20 protein-coding genes are annotated in these 17189 nt (G+C 58.4%); 14 read left to right on the forward strand and 6 right to left on the reverse strand.

Annotated elements, in window-relative coordinates:
- Positions 1 to 48: 48 nt before the first annotated feature.
- The 4 genes from KFE13_RS04890 to KFE13_RS04905 all read left to right on the forward strand — a co-directional run bounded on the left by KFE13_RS04890 (position 49) and on the right by KFE13_RS04905 (position 3206).
- Positions 49 to 642, forward strand: coding sequence for a shikimate kinase (locus KFE13_RS04890; RefSeq protein WP_260706053.1), 594 nt, complete (start codon positions 49 to 51; stop codon positions 640 to 642).
- 33 nt (positions 643 to 675) lie between these two features.
- The gene (locus tag KFE13_RS04895) at positions 676 to 1749 is read left to right on the forward strand and encodes an AI-2E family transporter (protein ID WP_260706054.1); all 1074 of its coding nucleotides are present in this window, start codon (positions 676 to 678) and stop codon (positions 1747 to 1749) included.
- A gap of 114 nt (positions 1750 to 1863) precedes the next feature.
- Positions 1864 to 2475: a hypothetical protein gene (locus KFE13_RS04900; RefSeq protein WP_260706055.1), complete on the forward strand. Its 612-nt coding sequence runs from the start codon at positions 1864 to 1866 to the stop codon at positions 2473 to 2475.
- Complete coding sequence (locus tag KFE13_RS04905; protein ID WP_260706056.1) at positions 2472 to 3206, forward strand: RsmE family RNA methyltransferase; 735 nt, start codon at positions 2472 to 2474, stop codon at positions 3204 to 3206. Before KFE13_RS04900 ends, KFE13_RS04905 begins: the two co-directional genes overlap by 4 nt.
- 236 nt (positions 3207 to 3442) lie before the next feature.
- On the opposite strand, the gene dnaJ is transcribed toward KFE13_RS04905, so the two are convergent.
- From dnaJ to KFE13_RS04930, 5 genes are all read right to left on the reverse strand, one after another.
- The gene (gene dnaJ, locus KFE13_RS04910; RefSeq protein ID WP_313900682.1) at positions 3443 to 4588 is read right to left on the reverse strand and encodes a molecular chaperone DnaJ; all 1146 of its coding nucleotides are present in this window, start codon (positions 4586 to 4588) and stop codon (positions 3443 to 3445) included.
- Between the two features lie 31 nt (positions 4589 to 4619).
- Entirely contained in the window at positions 4620 to 5177 is a 558-nt protein-coding gene (locus KFE13_RS04915) for a nucleotide exchange factor GrpE (protein ID WP_260706057.1), read from the reverse strand.
- 105 nt (positions 5178 to 5282) lie between these two features.
- Entirely contained in the window at positions 5283 to 6362 is a 1080-nt protein-coding gene (hrcA, locus tag KFE13_RS04920) for a heat-inducible transcriptional repressor HrcA (protein ID WP_260706058.1), read from the reverse strand.
- 65 nt (positions 6363 to 6427) lie between these two features.
- A complete protein-coding gene (locus tag KFE13_RS04925; RefSeq protein ID WP_260706059.1) occupies positions 6428 to 7261 on the reverse strand; it encodes an Mrp/NBP35 family ATP-binding protein in 834 nt (277 codons plus the stop codon).
- 20 nt (positions 7262 to 7281) lie between these two features.
- On the reverse strand, positions 7282 to 7803 hold the full coding sequence (locus KFE13_RS04930) for an acyl-CoA thioesterase (protein ID WP_260706060.1): 522 nt from the start codon (positions 7801 to 7803) through the stop codon (positions 7282 to 7284).
- Between the two features lie 82 nt (positions 7804 to 7885).
- Here KFE13_RS04930 and KFE13_RS04935 point away from each other — a divergent pair, with 82 nt between their 5' ends.
- From KFE13_RS04935 to KFE13_RS04950, 4 genes are all read left to right on the forward strand, one after another.
- Complete coding sequence (locus KFE13_RS04935; protein WP_260706061.1) at positions 7886 to 8197, forward strand: tetratricopeptide repeat protein; 312 nt, start codon at positions 7886 to 7888, stop codon at positions 8195 to 8197.
- A gap of 49 nt (positions 8198 to 8246) precedes the next feature.
- Positions 8247 to 9767 (forward strand): sigma 54-interacting transcriptional regulator, encoded by a 1521-nt coding sequence (locus KFE13_RS04940; protein WP_260706062.1) that lies wholly within the window; start codon positions 8247 to 8249, stop codon positions 9765 to 9767.
- Positions 9768 to 9802: 35 nt separating this feature from the next.
- Positions 9803 to 11044: a vWA domain-containing protein gene (locus KFE13_RS04945; protein ID WP_260706063.1), complete on the forward strand. Its 1242-nt coding sequence runs from the start codon at positions 9803 to 9805 to the stop codon at positions 11042 to 11044.
- Positions 11045 to 11140: 96 nt separating this feature from the next.
- Positions 11141 to 11908 carry a DUF2076 domain-containing protein gene (locus KFE13_RS04950; protein WP_260706064.1) on the forward strand — a complete coding sequence of 256 codons (768 nt, stop codon included), beginning with the start codon at positions 11141 to 11143 and terminating at the stop codon, positions 11906 to 11908.
- Here KFE13_RS04950 and KFE13_RS04955 read toward each other — a convergent pair whose 3' ends face one another.
- Positions 11909 to 13453: an AsmA family protein gene (locus KFE13_RS04955; protein WP_260706065.1), complete on the reverse strand. Its 1545-nt coding sequence runs from the start codon at positions 13451 to 13453 to the stop codon at positions 11909 to 11911.
- A 227-nt stretch (positions 13454 to 13680) separates the two neighbouring features.
- Between KFE13_RS04955 and KFE13_RS04960 the strand changes: the two genes are divergently transcribed.
- The 6 genes from KFE13_RS04960 to KFE13_RS04985 all read left to right on the forward strand — a co-directional run bounded on the left by KFE13_RS04960 (position 13681) and on the right by KFE13_RS04985 (position 17184).
- A complete protein-coding gene (locus KFE13_RS04960) occupies positions 13681 to 13971 on the forward strand; it encodes a hypothetical protein (protein WP_260706066.1) in 291 nt (96 codons plus the stop codon).
- A 92-nt stretch (positions 13972 to 14063) separates the two neighbouring features.
- Positions 14064 to 14918 carry an MNIO family bufferin maturase gene (gene bufB, locus KFE13_RS04965; RefSeq protein WP_260706067.1) on the forward strand — a complete coding sequence of 285 codons (855 nt, stop codon included), beginning with the start codon at positions 14064 to 14066 and terminating at the stop codon, positions 14916 to 14918.
- Complete coding sequence (locus tag KFE13_RS04970) at positions 14915 to 15814, forward strand: HvfC/BufC N-terminal domain-containing protein (protein WP_260706068.1); 900 nt, start codon at positions 14915 to 14917, stop codon at positions 15812 to 15814. Before bufB ends, KFE13_RS04970 begins: the two co-directional genes overlap by 4 nt.
- Complete coding sequence (locus tag KFE13_RS04975) at positions 15811 to 16323, forward strand: DoxX family protein (protein ID WP_260706069.1); 513 nt, start codon at positions 15811 to 15813, stop codon at positions 16321 to 16323. Before KFE13_RS04970 ends, KFE13_RS04975 begins: the two co-directional genes overlap by 4 nt.
- A 19-nt stretch (positions 16324 to 16342) precedes the next feature.
- Entirely contained in the window at positions 16343 to 16927 is a 585-nt protein-coding gene (locus KFE13_RS04980) for a sigma-70 family RNA polymerase sigma factor (RefSeq protein WP_260706070.1), read from the forward strand.
- Positions 16918 to 17184, forward strand: a complete 267-nt coding sequence (locus KFE13_RS04985; protein WP_260706071.1) for an anti-sigma factor family protein — start codon at positions 16918 to 16920, stop codon at positions 17182 to 17184. The genes KFE13_RS04980 and KFE13_RS04985 overlap by 10 nt, the downstream gene beginning before the upstream one ends.
- Positions 17185 to 17189: the final 5 nt, after the last annotated feature.

Here is a 17189-nt window from a genome sequence, read left to right on the forward strand (position 1 = left end):
CGCGGCTTTTGTTTGTCCTCAAGTTTGCGATACAACGGAGAAAGCACAATGCCAGCCAGACAGCCCAACACACTCAATCGGTCCGAGCACCCGGTCGCGCACGCCGTCCCTGCCTCCGTCCGCCGCATCGTCCTCACGGGGTTCATGGGAGCCGGCAAATCCACCGTCGGCCGCCTGCTCGCCTCACGTCTCGGCTGGAACTTCCTCGATCTCGACACGCACATCGAAAACCGCACCGGCGCCACCATCGCCGAGCTCTTCTCCCACTACGGCGAATCGCACTTCCGCCGCCTGGAATCCACCGCCCTCGCCTCCGCACTCAGTCGCCCTGACACCGTCCTTGCCCTCGGCGGCGGCGCTCCCGAGGAGATCACCAACCGCCTCCTCATCGAGCAGACACCGGCGACCCTCGCCATCTTCCTCGACGCACCCTTCCCTACCCTCTTCGACCGCTGCATGCTTCAGGAGATCGCCCGCCCCGTCCTCGCCGATCCCGCCGTCGCCGAACAGCGTTTCGCACGCCGCCGTCCTCTCTACGCACGCCTCGCTCACATCACCGTCGAGACCTCCAGCCACACCCCTCAAACCACCGTCGAGTCCATCCTGCAGTCGCTGAACCAGACTCCGCACCTCCGCCGCTGACCACCGCACCGTATCCTTTCTGCATCAAAGACGATGGAGCAACCACCTCTGGCATTGGATATCAACCTCACTCCCGAACAGCGTCAATCCCGCACCTTCATCCGCGGCCACATTCTCTTCGCCTTCGGCATCGTCATCCTCCTGTACCTCGCATGGCTCCTCGGCAAAGAGCTTATGATCATCTACGTCAGCGCGCTCTTCGCCGCCGTGCTGATGCCCATCGTTATCCGCATCACCGAATTTAAGTTTCGCGGCCGACATCCCTCCCGCCCCATCGCCATCGTTCTCCTCATCGTCGGAGTCGCCCTTCTCCTCGGCCTCTTCTTCATGGTCGGACTCCCTCCCGTACTGCGCGATCTCAACCAGTTTTCGACCGAGCTGCCCTCACGCATCCCCGGCATCGTAGCCAAAGCGAAAAAACTTCCCATCGCCAACCGGCTCGGCGTCGACGCCATCGCTTCGCGCGCCGAAAGCGCACTCGCCACGACCGCCAGCTATCTCGTCACCGCGCTCCCCAACTGGATCAGCCATCTCTTCGATATCCTCACCGCGCTCTTCCTCTGCATCTACTTCATGCTCGAAGGCGAGCACGCCTACAGTTTCTTCCTCTCGCTCTTCCCTCCCGCACCGCGCCTTCGGCTCGACCTCACCCTGCGCCGCGCCGAGTTGAAGATGAGCAAATGGCTCATCGGCCAGGGACTTCTCATGCTCATCCTCGGCGTCAGCTCCACCATCGCCTTTGGCCTGCTGCACGTCCGTTACTTCCTGCTGCTCGGCTTCCTCATGGGGCTCTTCAACCTCATCCCCGTCGCTGGCGGAGTCTTCACCATCACAGCCGCTGCCGGCATCGCAGCCGTCGACTCCTGGCCCAAGATGCTCGGCGTCATCGCCTTCTACGTCGTTTACATCAACATCGAAAATGCCTACCTCACGCCGCGCATCATGAGCTCCAGTGTCGATCTCTCTGGACTCACGGTCCTGATCGCGCTCCTCTGCGGAACCGCACTCGCCGGCATCACCGGAGCTCTGGTCGCCGTGCCCACTGCTGCCCTCATCGCCGTGCTTCTCGACGAATACGCTGTCCACAAAGACAACTCCTTGGGTTGACCGCTCACACGTATTGCGACCGAGGTAACCTTCTCATCCCCCAGAAGGCTACATACTTTCGTGATGGCACCAAGGGTATGAAACGTAACAATTTACGGCCTTTGCTTGCTATGCTTGAGCAAAGTGACCGACCTGAAGTTTGCACAACCCGCACGCCGCAATCTCCTGGCTCCTGTCCTCATTGCCTTTTTAATTCTCGGCATCGCTCTTGCGCTCGTTCTGCGTTACACACCCCATCGTGTCGCTGACGCAACCATCACGCATACCGCGATCTATCCTGCTCACACCAACTTCAATTCCAGCACCATCATGGTAGGCCGCAACCAGTCGCAGGACGACCTCTACGCCTTGGTGACCGTGCACGTCGACAACCGCCTCAACCTCCCTCTCTTCCTTAAGGACTTCACCGGAACTCTCGTCACTGCCGACGGGCAGCAGATCCAGGGAACCGCCGCTGAGAAGCAGGAGCTGGAGACCATCTATACCGTCTTCCCTGCCATGCGCGCCCTCTCCTCCGAGCCTCTTCTGCGCGAGACCCTGATCAACCCCGAAAACTCAGCCGAAGGCATGGTCCTGCTGCACTTTCCTGTAGCTCAGGACGTCTGGACACACCGCCGCTCCGCTACGCTCAACATCGATCTCTATCACCAGGGCCCTCTCACCATCGCGATTCCCCAGGACAATCGAGCCGCTTCCTCAAGCGCAACGACTACTCTAGAGGAATGACCCGACGCCGCTGGATCGCCGACACCTGGTCCGACATATCCGCCACCCTCACTGGCGAACAAGCCGAACACCTCGCCCGCGTTCTACGCGCCACCCCCGGCCAGGTCTATGATGTCGTCGCCGGCGGCTTCCTTCACCGTGCCGAAATCGCCAGCGTTCGCCCTGCCTCCGGCCCTCTGTCAGCCGAAGTCGTCTTCACCCTGCACGAACAGCTTGAGTCCGACACGGCTCTCCCTCTCCATCTCCTGCTCGCCGTCTTTAAGTTCGATCACATGGAGTGGGCCATCGAGAAAGCGACCGAATTAGGCGTCGACCGAATCACGCCCATCCTCGCCCGCCGCACCGAAAAACATCTCGCTCAGGCAGCAGCAAAGCGGGTCGAACGCTGGCGCCGCATCGCTCTCGAATCCGCCAAGCAGTCCCGCCGCTCCTCTATCCCCGAGGTCGCCGAGCCTCTTCCACTCGCCACCGCCCTTAACCAGGAAACCGCGACCACGTGTCTGCTGCTCTCCGAAACCGAACAGGACACCACACTCGCCACGGCTCTCCGGAAGCACCCTGCCGATACGTATGCCCTTGCCATCGGCCCCGAGGGCGGCTGGACCTCCGAAGAAATGTCCCTCTTCACCCAGCACCATTGGCAGCACGTCACCCTCGGTCCACGCATCCTCCGCGCCGAAACCGCAGCCATCTCCGCCATCGCCATTCTTGCCGCACACCAAAATGACTAGGTTCTTACAGTAGGGGTCGCGGGGCTACCTGAATTCTGTCAAGAGCCAAATCTATATAACCCCTTACCTATCAATCGCTTGAAAGTGCCGATTAGTTACTCTCTACCCGCTATACTTAAATCAATCCAGAAAAAGTAAAGCCCGGCCTCCCAGCCGGGCTTTTGCTTACCCCCATAAGGGGTGTCCAAATAACTCTAGCCTTTTGAATACTTTGACACAAAAGGTATAAGGGGGGCCTAGTGGAATATGTCCTTGACCTTGTCGAAGAGACCACGGGACGTCGGCGTATTCTCCACCGTGATCGTCTCGTCAAGTTGCCGCAGAAGCTCCCGCTGCTGCCTGGTGAGCTTCGCTGGTGTCTGAACCCGAATCTCAACGATCAGGTCGCCCTTGCCCCGCTCGTTCAGGTGCGGAACACCTTTGCCCCGTAGCTTGAACTCGCGGCCGCTCTGCGTCCCTTCGGGAATCTTGATCGTCTCGATGCCCTCAAGAGTCTGTATCTCCAGCTCCGTTCCCAGTGCTGCCTGAGGAAAGGAGATCGGCATCACGCAATGCAGGTCGTCGCCATCACGCTCAAAGAACTTGTGCTCCTTGATATTGAGCACCACATACAGATCGCCGGCCGGCCCGCCAAACTTACCAGCCTCACCTTCGCCCTGATAGCGAATGCGCGTTTCCTGCTCAACGCCTGCTGGAACCTTCACCAGAATCTTGTGCTCCATCTGTACGCGCGTTTCGCCACGGCACACCGAGCACGGATCGACAATCATCGTTCCCGTTCCGCCGCACACCGAGCAGGTTCGCGCCACAGAGAAGAAGCCCTGCTGAAACCGCTGCTGTCCACGCCCATCGCACTGCGTGCACGTCACCGGATGACGCCCCTTGGCCGCGCCGGTTCCCTTGCACTCCGTGCACGTCTCGCTGCGGCGAATCGTGATCTCGCGCTCGACACCGAAGACAGCCTCTTCAAACTCGATCGTCAGGTCGTAACGCAGATCGCGTCCGCGCTGGACCCGCGAGGCCCGCGATCTGGAACCGCCCATGTTGAACATCTCGCCGAACAGGTCGCCGAAGATGTCGCCCAGATCCTGTGCGCCGCCGAAACCGCCGCCAAACGGACCTGCGCCACCTCCGCCTCCATTAAAGGCGGCATGGCCGTAGCGGTCGTAAGCCGCGCGCTTCTCCGGATCGCTCAGCACCTGGTAGGCTTCGCTGCACTCCTTGAACTTCTCTTCGGCAGCATGATCTCCGGGATTGCGGTCAGGATGATACTGCATCGCCAGTTTGCGATACGCAGTCTTCAGCTCCTGATCGGAGGCATCTCGAGAGACATTCAGGACCTCATAAAAATCAACTTTGGTCACGTTCGACGTTGCACTCATCCTTGCAAACTACCTTCTTCAGCTATTACAGCTAATCGCTAATCATCGCCGGGTTCGAGGCAATCTTTACCAAAGCCGGCCGCAGCAGCTTCTCACGAACCTTATATCCTCGGCGAATCTCCTCCAGAACCTGGTGGTCTGGAAACTCTTTCGTTTCGATGCTCCCCAGCGCCTCGTGGACTCGGGGATCAAACTGCGCGCCGACGCTTTCCACGGCCACTACATTCAGGCCGCGCAAGGCATCTTCCATCTGCTTCAGAATAAGCTCAACACCAGCCCGCAGCTGCTCCGCCGAGCCCCCTGATTTAAGCGCCAGCTGAAAATTATCCATCACGCCGAGAAACGGCTCGACCGTGTTTGAAATCGTGTAATCGCGCATATCCTGCCGCTCCTTGGCCTCGCGCTTACGGGCGTTGTCGAACTCCGCCTGAAGCCTCGCCAGCCTGTCCAGCAACTGATCGCGCTCGCCCTTCACCTGCTCCAGTTCCGCCTGCACTGCGGCAGTGGCGTCCTGTACGTTCCGCTCCTCGGCAGCGCTGGTGACAGCGTCGCCCTCCTGCACGGCCTGTACGGTCGTCTCGTCCTTCATGGAATGATTTCTCCTCATAAGTTATTCCTCTTCCATTATCGCCGATGACGCAAGCCCAGACTGCCACAAGGCGGCCATAGCCGTCGCGACAACTTTAGTAACCCCTTACTCTTTGGAGTGCAATGCGATACGGTCGAAGACCCGCGACAGGTAACTGACTGCATTCATCGTGTTCTCGTAATCCATTCTTTTACTGCCGATTACGCCAATCGTTCCGCGATTTTCGTCCCCCATGCGAGCCGGCGCAGCAATCAGCACCAGACCAGCCATCTCCGGAGCCTGTTCTTCCAGGTCGAAGATCACACGCACGCTTTCCTGATGAGCATCGATATAAGCATTCAGCAGGTCGACCAGCCGTTGCTTGGCTTCTAACGCTGCCAGCATCTCGCGCAGCTGTTCGGTATCCACATTGGCGCCGATCAGGTTGGCGACCCCTTCGACATACACCGGCTGCTGGGGAGCTTCGCTCTCGGGAACCGTCTTGAGCCATAGCTGCTGCACGGCGTTGAGCAGCCGCTGATATTCGCTCCGCTCGCGCTCCACCATGTGTGCCAGCTCCGTGCGCACCTGCTCAACGTTCCAGCCGCGGAAGTGCTCATTCAGAAAGTTCGTCGCGGTTTCCAATTCACTGAGCGTCAGATCGCGATCCAGCGCCAGAACGCGGTCATGCACCATCCCGGAACGCGTTACAACAACGGCCAGAACCCGTGCCGGAGCGAGCCGCGAAAAATGCACATGCTCCAGAAGATCGCCCTCCGCAGCCGCTGCAATCGCAACGCCGACGCCGCTGGAAAGCGTCGCCAGAACATGCGACGTCCGCTCCAGGACGGCCTGCGTGCCGGCCAGTCCGATAAAGCTCGAATCGATCTGGCGACGTGAGCTTACTGGAAGCCGCGCCACATCAATGCGTGGATTCGCGCCGCCGCTCAACTGCTCCACATACATGCGGAAGGCCCGGGCGGTAGGAATGCGTCCCGCCGAGGTATGCGGCTGCTCCAGCAGCCCTGCTTCCGCAAGCTCAGCCATCTCGTTGCGCACGGTGGCGGAGCTCATCGCCGTGACATCACTATGAGGAAGCCGCGCAATCGTTCCCGATCCAACCGGCTCCCCTGTCTCGATATAACTCTCGATGATGGCAGTCAGAATGGCGCGTTGCCGCGCTGTAACCTTCTCTCGCTCTGCCATTGGTTGCCCCCGCACGAGAACAGTCTAACCCCACACGTCAAATACACGCTGAGTGAATCGCTGCACTAGCTTATCTCCAGCACATCCTCATCTTTCGAGGCAACCTCACGCGCCTTGTCAGCCACACGCTGCGCGATCCCATAAAACTCGGCTGCCAGCTTCGATTCCGGCCCCGCCAACGCAACCGGCAAGCCCTTGTCGCCGCCCTCGCGGATCGACGGATTCAAATCGACAGCTCCAAGGAACGGCAGACCGAACTGCGCCGCTGTCCGCTCCGTCCCTCCTGCGCCGAAGACATCGATCACCTCGCCGGTAGGCAGCGTCATCTGCGACATATTCTCGACCATCCCCAGAACCTCGACCTTGACCTGATGGAACATCTCGAGCGCCTTACGGGCATCCTCAAGAGCTACATTCGAGCCGGTCGAAACAACAACCGCTCCCGTCAACGGTACCGTCTGCACCAGCGAGATGACCACATCGCCCGTGCCTGGAGGCAGGTCAATGATGAGGAAGTCCAGCTCGCCCCACTCCACCTGCTGCAAAAACTGCCGGATGATCTGATGCAGCATCGGTCCACGCATCACCAGCGGCTTATCGCCAGGAGAGATCAACCCGATGGAGATAAACTTCACGCCGTGCGCCAGGATAGGCTCGATGCGATTGCCTTCGAGCACATTCGGCTGCCGCGTCGCACCCAGCATCGTCGGCACATTCGGCCCGTAGATATCCGCATCGACCAGACCAACTTTGTAGCCAAGCTTCGCCAGCGCAACCGAAAGATTTACCGCCACGGTCGTCTTGCCGACGCCGCCCTTGCCACTACCTACTGCAACAACGTGCGCTACTCCGTGCAGAGGCTGCGGCCCCTGCGGAACTCCTGCTCCTGTATGTCCCATCGCTCTTTCTCCTGATTCCTTCAGACGTGCCACTCGTCGCCAAATGCGGCACGCATCTCTTTTTTACGCTGCGTCTCACTGCCACGCATCTCGCGGCGGCGGCCAGCATCTTCATAGCGCCGCTTCTGGTGCTCCGTCTCCGGAATCACCGGCGGCACCGCCAGCCGGTTGCCATGCTGGTCTACCGCCACAAAGGTCAGATAGGCCGAGGAGACATGGCGCAACCGGTTCTGCTGCACATCCTCAACCATCGCCTTGACGCCCACCTCCATCGAAGTGCGGTAGGCGCGATTCACACTGGCCTTTAGAATCAGCAGTTCACCCACCCGTACCGGCGCGACGAAATCCAGATGGTCCATGCTCGCTGTCACCGTAATAGCCCGCGCATGGCGGCTGGCGGCCATAGCACCCACCAGGTCGATGTACTGCATTAATCGACCACCAAATAGATTTCCCAAAGCGTTCGCGTCAGACGGAAAGATGATTTCGCTGCGTTCCGACTGCGACTCGCATACTTTTCTTCCAAGTACCTCTTCGCTCATCTCTACCAGTGTAAATCTCTTAGGCGTAACAGCTCCACGCGCAGGCTTGCCAACTCCACATGCGGCATCGCACCATCGAGATATGGATCGTATTGCCCTTCTAACCCAGGTACTTGAGCAGAACCCCACAGACGCTTTCGCCCGCTACGGCCTCGCGATGGCGCACATCTCCGCCGGAAACACCGACCTTGCGCTCAGAGAGTTCACCACGCTGCTCCAGCACAACCCGGACTACGTCCCGGCCTACCAGATGTCTGCACAAACGCTTGCAAAGCTTGGCCGTTCCGAGGAAGCTGCCGCACGGCTCCGCCTCGGGCTCGATGCCGCCGCGCGTACCGGCAACCAGCATGCCGCCTCCGAGATGCAGGGCTTGCTCGACGAGATTGGCGGCTAGCCCAATTCCGTTGAGCCAACTCGCCTGGGCCGAACATCTATACTTAGGCATGGCGAACCCACTTCCTGCGACACTCGGCTCTCTGCGCAAAAGCGAATACACCCCTGAACGGCTCTCGCGTGGGGTCAAGGACGAGCTTCGCGAGAACCTGATCGCCAGGCTGCGCGCGAAGCAAACCATCTTCCCCGGCATCGTCGGCTACGAAGATACGGTCGTCCCGCAGATCGTCAACGCGCTGCTGTCCCGGCATAACTTCATTCTGCTGGGCCTGCGAGGACAGGCGAAGTCACGCATTCTGCGGTCGTTGACGGCACTCCTGGATCCGCATACTCCATACGTCGCCGGTTCGGAAATTCATGACAATCCTTACGCACCGATCAGCAAATATGCACGTGACCTGATCGCGAAGCTCGGAGATGACACGCCGATCGCATGGCTTACGCCGGAAGATCGCTTCGTCGAGAAGCTCGCCACACCCGATGTAACTGTGGCCGATCTGGTCGGCGACATCGATCCTATTAAAGCGGCACGCTCCAACCAGGATCTCGGCTCCGAGCTGACGATGCACTATGGCCTTCTGCCACGCGCCAATCGAGGTATCTTCGCCATCAACGAAGTCCCCGACCTCGCCGGCAAAATTCAGGTGGCGCTCTTCAACATCATGCAGGAGGGCGACGTTCAGATTAAGGGATACCCGGTCCGCCTGCCGCTGGACGTGGCCATCGTCTTCAGCGCGAACCCTGAGGATTACACCGCTCGCGGCAAGATCGTCACACCGCTTAAGGACCGTATCGGCTCTGAGATTCGCACGCACTATCCGGAAGACATCGAGGAAGGCATCGCCATCACTGCGCAGGAAGCATGGTCGAAACGTCCTGCAGTCAACATCGAAATTCCCCACTACATTCGTCAGATTATCGAGCAGATCGCCTTCGTCGCACGCGAGGACAAGAAGGTCGACAAGAAGTCCGGCGTCTCGCAACGTCTCCCCATCAGCACGATGGAGCTTGTGCTTTCGAACGCCGAGCGTCGTGCCTTCCTGCACGGTGAGCACCTCGTCGTACCGCGTGTCGGCGACATCTATGCTGCCTTGCCCGGCATCACCGGCAAGATTGAGCTTGAATATGAAGGCGAGATGCGCGGCGCTGACACCGTCATCCGTGAGATCATCCGCACCTCAGTCGCTCATATCTTTGACAAGTATTTCGCTGGTACCGACACACAGCAGATCGAGCAGTGGTTCAATCTGGGAGGCACGGTACAGCTCAACGATTCGCAACCCGCTGCAGCCTCGTTTCAGGAGCTTCAGCAGATTCAAGGCCTCTTCGAGAAGCTGGAACCCCTCGAGATCAGCAGCAAGTCGGCACCGGAAACATCCGTCAGCGCTGCCGAGTTCCTGCTCGAAGGCATGTACGCTCACAAGCGCATCAGCCGCGCCGAGGAACGCGTTTTCTCCGCCGCAGAAAAGAAGCAGCGCGTCGATCAGGCTGCAAAATATGCCGAGCGTATGCGCGAACGCGAGCAGGAAGACTACAGCGCTCGCAATCGCACACGGCGCGGCTTCAACTAAGGTTTCGAACGTCACGGCATCATTGGATAGCAGGTATGAAACGAGTCCGCTACACCAGATTCACCGGCGATCTCTCCTCCAGCTTCGGTCTCGAAGACCTGATGCAGGCTCTCAGCGACTTTCTGCTCGACTCCGGCTTCAACGATCCTTATTCGCAGTTCAGCGAGTTTAACGACCAGACGATGGAGAATCTGCGCGATGCCATCCGGCAGGCGCTTGAGTCCGGCGAACTCTTTGATGAGGAGTCCCAGGAAAAATACGATGCTTTATCGGATGATCAGGTCGAAGAACTCGTCGACAAGATCATTCAGAAGATGCAGGAGCAGAACTTTATCAACGCCGAGATGCCGCAGCAGGGCCAGGGCGAGACAGGCGACGGCAACACACAGGCGCGCTTTGAAGTCACGGACAAGGCGATGGACTTCCTCGGCTATAAAGCGCTGCGCGATCTTCTGGGACCGCTGGGGCGCTCCAATCTTGGCCGCCACGACACGCGCCACGAAGCAGCTGGCGTTGAGATCAACGGCTCATCCAAGCTTTATGAGTTCGGCGACACACTTAACCTCGACGTTACGGCTACCTTCTCCAGCGTCTTTGCGCGCGAGGGTATTCGCACCGCCGTCGAAGGAGAAGAACACAGCCCGCTCCATGTCGAATACTCCGACCTGTATGTCCATCAATCCGACTATCAATCATCCTGCGCAACCGTCGTGCTGCTCGACTGCTCGCATTCGATGATCCTCTACGGCGAAGATCGTTTCACTCCGGCGAAGCGAGTCGCCATGGCCCTCTCGCACCTCATCCGCACGCAGTTCCCCGGCGATACGCTCAACCTCGTTCTCTTCCACGACACAGCCGAGGAGATTCCCGTATCGCAGCTCTCGCGCGTCAAAGTCGGCCCGCACTATACAAATACTCGCGACGGCCTTCGTCTGGCGCAGCGCATACTGGCGAAACAGAACAAGGATATGAAGCAGATCGTAATGATTACCGATGGAAAACCGTCGGCGCTTACGCTGCCGGATGGCCGTATCTATAAGAACGCCTTCGGGCTCGATCCACTGGTGATTGAGGAGACTCTGGAAGAGGTCTCCCGCTGCAAGCGCGCCGGCATCATGATCAATACCTTCATGCTGGCAAACGACTTCACCCTAATGCAGTTTGTACAACGTGTCAGCGCCATGTGTCGAGGCAAAGCTTACTTCACCACCCCGCAGACGCTCGGCAACTATCTGCTCATGGACTTCATGTCCCGCAGAATAAAAACTGTTCATTAAATCTGCTGGCTCGCCATTGAACCTTTTCCTACCTTTTGCGTATCTATTCGCGTCTTACTAGACGGCTCACGGGGTCTCCCGTGGCGAAGGAGCAGCATGACACCGCAGGAACAGCAGATGCTTCAGGGTTTGATTCAACGCGTCAACCAGACCCAGCTTCAGGAGAAGGACATCGACGCCGAAGAGATGCTCCAGCAGACACTTGGGCGCAACCCTGACGCACTTTACATTCTCGCGCAGACCGTACTCGTACAGCAGTATGCGCTGGACCAGGCCCGGCAGCAGTTGGATCAGCTACGCCAGCAACCGCGCCGCTCCACCAGCTTTCTCGGCAATCTGCTTGGTCACGATCAGCCGACACAGTCGGCTCCTCCTCCGCTTCCCCCGGCCTATGCCCAACAGCCCCAGTACGTTCCGGTTCCAGCTTATGGCTCCGGTTATGCCCCCGGCTACGGCATGCCGCAACAAGGAGGCTTCCTGCGTGGAGCCATGCAGACGGCTGCAGGAGTTGCCGCAGGAGCACTCGCCTTCGAAGGCATCGAAAGCTTGATGCATGGTTTTGGCAACGCCGCCGGATACGGTTCAGGTTTTGGCGGTGCCGAGCGGCCCGAGATCGTCAACAACTACTACGGCGACACCGCGTCACACGAGGGACATCTCTCCCCGGATATCGAAGACCGTCGCGGCGAATCGCAGTTTTCGCAGGCTGTCGACAACAACGACCACGGCGACAGCCTGATGAGCGGCAGCGACAGCAACGGTACGGATGATGATTCGAACAGCTTCGCAGACGATTCCTCGTTGGACGATAGCTCCGACTTCTCCAGCGATTTCGATTCCGGCAGCGACGATAGCAATTTCTAACTATTCGCCGTCTTTGTGCTTCAGATCGAGACCGAACTTGGGTTCGCCCTTGGTGCCGCTGATCTTGACCGGGATCTCGGCACCAGCACCGTGCTTCTTGAAGAACGGATCGACTGGCTTCAGCAGCCACGACTTCCACCACGTAGCGACCATCTGCGACAGCATGGCCTTCGTTCTCACCTTCCCTGTAAAGTCCAGGTCTTTGCCATCGAGCGAATAGGCACCTGCAAGGTTGATGTCTGCGCCAGGTAAAACATACGTCAACTTGCTGAAGCGTAGATCGCCCCGATCCATCACAAATCGTCCGTCCATCCACGAAGAGACATCTTCTGCGCCAGGCTTCGCCGCTTTAGCCTCTCCTCGCGCCCGTAGACTCAACATATCCACCTTGTCCTGCCATGCAGGATTGGTAAAGTGAATCGCTCGCAGCCGGAAGCTTCCATCTAAGTGCATCCTGCGGGTCACGCTCTCATCCCCAGGCTGAATCCGAAGCTTCGTCTTCGTCGTCAACCTGCCCGTCATGATCACAGGTTGCGTCTTCACTCCCAACTGGAGGAAGTCCTGAATCCTGCCATCAGGAATATCGGCCACGAGATCGATATCGTGCCCCACACCCTTGATATTGACGATCGCGCCTGTGCAGCTGAACGCAGAGTCCTTCAACTTCGCTTGGACAGGTTGAAGATATGTGTCGCCGCTCGTTCCATCCACGATGGCATGAAATCTCGTCGTCAGCGGCATCGCACGATTCGCAGTATCTAACGCGAAGTCCGGCGTTTCCGTCTCCCCATCGACAACGATGCGATTCAGCTGACCGCTAAACTCTCCCTTCGACGACAGCATCCCCGATATGCCCTTGATCGTCCCCAGGTCCGCGTGCTCAAACGTATATTGACCCGTCACAGAAGAATCGCCCGGACTGTCGTTCACCCACGGGCCAAAGCTTCCCGTAGCATGAATATCCCCCGTCGGAATCGCATTGACCAGTGTCGCGTTGTAGCGCCATGGAGAATCCGGTCCCACATTTCGCAGAACGATATGTTGCAGATCGAATTCCTTGGGATCTTTATCAGGCTTGATCGTCCCGATAATCAGTTTCGAATCTGCGCAATCGATCTCGTCAACAACGATATCGATCTTGCCGGCACGTTCTTTTTTGGCGGGTGCCTGTTGCCTCATCTCCCGCGGAGGAATATGGATCGTCATAGCGCGAACATGAACTGTGCCTACGTGCATGGGCTTCTTGAACAACCCCGTCAGGTCGGCATGAAATGAAAAGTGCCCAAGCGAGATCAGTGGATCTTTCGCCCCTGCCTCGACAACAGCATCAGGAGCATAGATGCGAAGCCCTTCGCCGGAAACCTCCAGCCCCTTCACAGCAGAGACGCTAAAACCATCCAGCTCAACACGGCTATCAAACCGCGTACTCAGTGTCTCGATAACGCGCGACTTCAGAATTGGAGCCGCGCGATGGATGATCACCTCAATGGATACGGCCAGTATGACCACAAGAAAAAGGACAACCGTAGCCACCCAGCTAAGCACTCTGCGTTTCCTTGTGGGTCTTTCAGTCGGCACCTGGCCGCTTAAAGAAGTACTCATAACACCTTATGATGCAAACTTTTACCCCTGGGATTGCGTAGCTCGTCACTCCTGCCGAAAAATATTCGCTTAAGTCTGTTACCGTTCTACACGCTCGGAAATCTAACCGGGCAGATCGCGCGTAAGTTAAGTACGCAACAGCAACAACAATCCTGAAGGAGATTCGTGCAATGAAGACTTCCCTCAAAGCCATGATGATGAGTGCAGCCGTAACTGGTCTGCTTAGTGGTTCAGCAACCCCGATCCATGCTTCCGTTCACAATGGGGCGCAGTTCGGCAAGCTGGCCAGCGTTTCGGCGTCGCTTCTCGCAGCAGACAAAGACAAGCATGCCTGTAAAGGCCAGAACAGCTGCAAGGGCAAGGGCGGCTGCAAGACCGGCGACAACGGCTGCAAGGGCAAGAACAGCTGCAAGGGCAAGGGCGGCTGCGCTACCGACGGATCCAAGCCACCTGCCGCTTAATCCATCGCAATACTACGACGCAACACGCTGTACCGCACCCAGAACAGCAATTCCTGGCTGCGGTACAGCGTCCTCACCCGAGGTTTTTTGATATGCCGGCAAATCGTTTCAATGGCTTCACGGACTACGGCGTCGGAATCGGCCTGCGCGTACCGCACTATCGACACATCCTCGAAAAGAAGCCTCTCGTCGACTGGTTTGAAATCATCTCCGAAAACTACATGATCGACGGCGGCAGGCCCCTGACGATTCTCGACAGCATCCTCGATCAGTACCGCGTCGTACAGCATGGCGTCTCCATGTACTTCGGTTCTGCCGAGCCACTCTCGCGTGAACATCTAAAGCGGCTGAAAAACCTCGTGCGCCGCACAAAGACACCCTGGCTCTCCGATCATCTCTGCTGGGGCTCCGTCGATGGCACCTATACACACGACCTGCTGCCGATGCCATATACCTTCGAAGCGGCAAAGAATACGGCAGAAAAAATCCGGCAAGCCCAGGATTTCCTCGAGATTCCCATCGCCGTCGAAAACGTCTCCAGCTACGCCGAGTACCACGTCTCACAGATGACAGAGTGGGAGTTCCTCAACGAAGTTGTCGAGCAGGCCGACTGCGGCATCCTTCTCGATGTCAACAACATCTACGTCTCCTCGCAGAACCACACCTTCGATCCACACACCTACGTCAACAGCGTCCCTGCCGAGCGGGTCGCGCAGATCCACATCGCCGGTCATTCCAAGTTTGAGAAATACATCCTCGACACGCACGATCACCCTGTCCTCGATCCTGTGTGGGCGCTCTACGCACGCGCCATCGAGCGCTGCGGCCCAACGGCTACCCTGCTTGAGTGGGATGACCGCATCCCCTCCTTCGAAGAAGTTCACGCCGAAGCGCTGAAAGCCAACCAATATCTTCACGCACAGCAGCCGCTGGCGGTGACAGCATGAGCGCATCCGCTCTGTACACCCTGCAAAAGCAGATGGCCAACGCCGTCATGCGCCCGCTCACACGCGACGAACAGATGCGCAAACGCGACAAAGACAATCGCTCTGTCGTCGATGAAGCCGCATCGTTTATTCGCCCTAACGATCGCCTCACCTCGTTTGAGCGCCTCGAGATCTATAACCGGCAGTATTGGTTTCGCGTCTTCTCCTCTTTCGAAGAAGACTTCCCCGGCCTGAAAGCAATCGTCGGCACACGCCGGTTTGAACGACTGATGCGCGCGTACCTCGAAGCGCATCCATCGCGCTCCTTCACGCTTCGCAACCTCGGATCTTCGCTCGTGCACTGGCTCCAGCAGAACCCGCCGTACACCGAGCCCGTTACCGATATGGCCATCGCAATGGCCGCGCTCGAATGGGCACACATCGAAGCCTTCGACAACGCGCAATGGCCCCCACTGACGGCAGACGAGATCGCATCGCTCAACGACGACTCCAGACTCAGCGTACAGCCTTATCTGCGCCTGGTCGCTGCAGCCTATGCGGTCGATGATGCTCTGCTCGCCATCAAGGATTCGTCGCATGCCGCTGGCACGCAGGCATCGAACGCCGTCAACATTCACCTCGTCCGGCGCACGCGCACACGCAAGCCGCGTCCTGAACAGATCTATCTGGCCGTCCATCGGCACGAAGATACTGTCTATTACAAGCGCCTCTCCCGCGAAGACTATCGCCTGCTCGAGGCACTCCGGCGCGGCGCTGGCTTTGGCGATGCCATAGAATCTGCATTCGCCGGAAGCACCCTTCCTGAAGAAGCGCGTCCTGCGCACATCCAGTCCGCATTTCAATATTTCATGCAGATGGGGTGGCTTTGCCCCTATCGCACACCAGAGGCCCTGTGAGCACACTTACCCGCGCCGCATCCATCCACGCTACGTTTTGCAATGTAGCCGACAAACTCTGTTCGCCCTTCCTCCTCGCAGTCCGGCTCTACTGGGGCTGGCAATTTTTCCAGACAGGACTCGGCAAGCTGCGCAACCAGGCAAAGATCGTCGACTTCTTCACATCGCTCAACATTCCATTCCCGGCGTTTAATGCCCACTTCGTCTCGGGGCTGGAGTTCTTCGGAGGCATTCTTCTCATCCTCGGCCTCTTCTCCCGCCCCATCTCATTCCTTCTTACTTGTTCAATGTTTGTCGCCTACTGGACTGCCGATCACGACGCATTGGTTGCGATCTTTTCCAATCCCGATAAATTTTATGGGGCTACCCCCTATCCATTTCTTTGCGCGGTTCTGCTGATCCTGATCTTCGGCCCCGGTAAGCTTTCGCTTGACACCTTCATCGCAAAGCGATTCTATCCGTATATGCACATGCCGCGATGGGGAACGGATGCCGCCACCACAAACTGACGGAAGGGACGAAGCAGCGATGATCGAGAAGGTGCTAGGCGGGCAAACCGAAACCTTCCACGAGCTCATCCGCCCCTACGAGCGCAGTGTCTACATGATGACCCTGTCGCTGCTTCGCAACGAAGCCGAAGCCGAAGATGCCGCGCAGGAGACATTCATCAAGGCCTACCGCGCGCTGGGCCGCTTCCGTGCCGAAGCACGCTTCAGCACATGGCTCATCAGCATTGCACTGAATGAGGCGCGTGCGCGCCTCCGCCGCAAGCAGCCTGCACTGACTGACTCCATCGACGACACCTCCGAAGGTTCCGTAACCCCGGCCCAGCTTACCGACTGGCGTGAGATTCCCTCCGCATCGCTGGAGCGGCAGGAGGTCCGCACTCTCATCCGGCGCGCCCTCGCAGAGCTTCCTCTCGCTTACCGCGAAGTCTTCGTGCTTCGCGAGCTCGAAGAGCGCAACGTCCAGGAGACCGCAGATGCCCTCGGCATCACCATCGCATCCGTGAAGATGCGGCTTCACCGTGCGCGCCTGATGCTGCAGAAGCAACTGGCGCCGCAGCTGAAGTCCGTTGTGCCAACCAGCCGCAGGAGGTTCCCATGGTTCTGAACTGCCGCCATGTCTGGGACTATATCTCCGGCTATCTCGACAACACACTCGACGCTCAGACGCGCGCCGATGTTGAAAAGCATCTCGAGCACTGCGAGATCTGCTCGGCAGTACTCGACTCCACACGCAATATCCTGATTCTCACAGCCGACGATCGTGTCTTCGAGCTTCCAGTCGGCTACAGCGAACGCCTCCATGCGCGCCTCGCGCAGGCTATGCTTGAAATTCCGCTGGATGAGCCTGAATCCTCTGCATGAATGCA

Origin of the sequence: Edaphobacter flagellatus (assembly GCF_025264665.1) — a bacterium.
In the GTDB taxonomy this organism is placed as follows: domain Bacteria; phylum Acidobacteriota; class Terriglobia; order Terriglobales; family Acidobacteriaceae; genus Edaphobacter; species Edaphobacter flagellatus.

Coding starts and splice junctions, on each gene's coding strand:
- hrcA (WP_260706058.1), bottom strand. CDS start 6,362: ATGGCAGAGCGAGAGAAGGTTACAGCGCGGCAACGCGCCATTCTGACT.
- KFE13_RS04925 (WP_260706059.1), bottom strand. CDS start 7,261: ATGGGACATACAGGAGCAGGAGTTCCGCAGGGGCCGCAGCCTCTGCAC.
- KFE13_RS04915 (WP_260706057.1), bottom strand. CDS start 5,177: ATGAAGGACGAGACGACCGTACAGGCCGTGCAGGAGGGCGACGCTGTC.
- KFE13_RS04930 (WP_260706060.1), bottom strand. CDS start 7,803: ATGAGCGAAGAGGTACTTGGAAGAAAAGTATGCGAGTCGCAGTCGGAA.
- KFE13_RS04960 (WP_260706066.1), top strand. CDS start 13,681: ATGAAGACTTCCCTCAAAGCCATGATGATGAGTGCAGCCGTAACTGGT.
- KFE13_RS04895 (WP_260706054.1), top strand. CDS start 676: ATGGAGCAACCACCTCTGGCATTGGATATCAACCTCACTCCCGAACAG.
- KFE13_RS04980 (WP_260706070.1), top strand. CDS start 16,343: ATGATCGAGAAGGTGCTAGGCGGGCAAACCGAAACCTTCCACGAGCTC.
- bufB (WP_260706067.1), top strand. CDS start 14,064: ATGCCGGCAAATCGTTTCAATGGCTTCACGGACTACGGCGTCGGAATC.
- KFE13_RS04890 (WP_260706053.1), top strand. CDS start 49: ATGCCAGCCAGACAGCCCAACACACTCAATCGGTCCGAGCACCCGGTC.
- KFE13_RS04950 (WP_260706064.1), top strand. CDS start 11,141: ATGACACCGCAGGAACAGCAGATGCTTCAGGGTTTGATTCAACGCGTC.
- KFE13_RS04940 (WP_260706062.1), top strand. CDS start 8,247: ATGGCGAACCCACTTCCTGCGACACTCGGCTCTCTGCGCAAAAGCGAA.
- KFE13_RS04985 (WP_260706071.1), top strand. CDS start 16,918: ATGGTTCTGAACTGCCGCCATGTCTGGGACTATATCTCCGGCTATCTC.
- dnaJ (WP_313900682.1), bottom strand. CDS start 4,588: ATGAGTGCAACGTCGAACGTGACCAAAGTTGATTTTTATGAGGTCCTG.
- KFE13_RS04970 (WP_260706068.1), top strand. CDS start 14,915: ATGAGCGCATCCGCTCTGTACACCCTGCAAAAGCAGATGGCCAACGCC.
- KFE13_RS04935 (WP_260706061.1), top strand. CDS start 7,886: ATGGATCGTATTGCCCTTCTAACCCAGGTACTTGAGCAGAACCCCACA.
- KFE13_RS04905 (WP_260706056.1), top strand. CDS start 2,472: ATGACCCGACGCCGCTGGATCGCCGACACCTGGTCCGACATATCCGCC.
- KFE13_RS04945 (WP_260706063.1), top strand. CDS start 9,803: ATGAAACGAGTCCGCTACACCAGATTCACCGGCGATCTCTCCTCCAGC.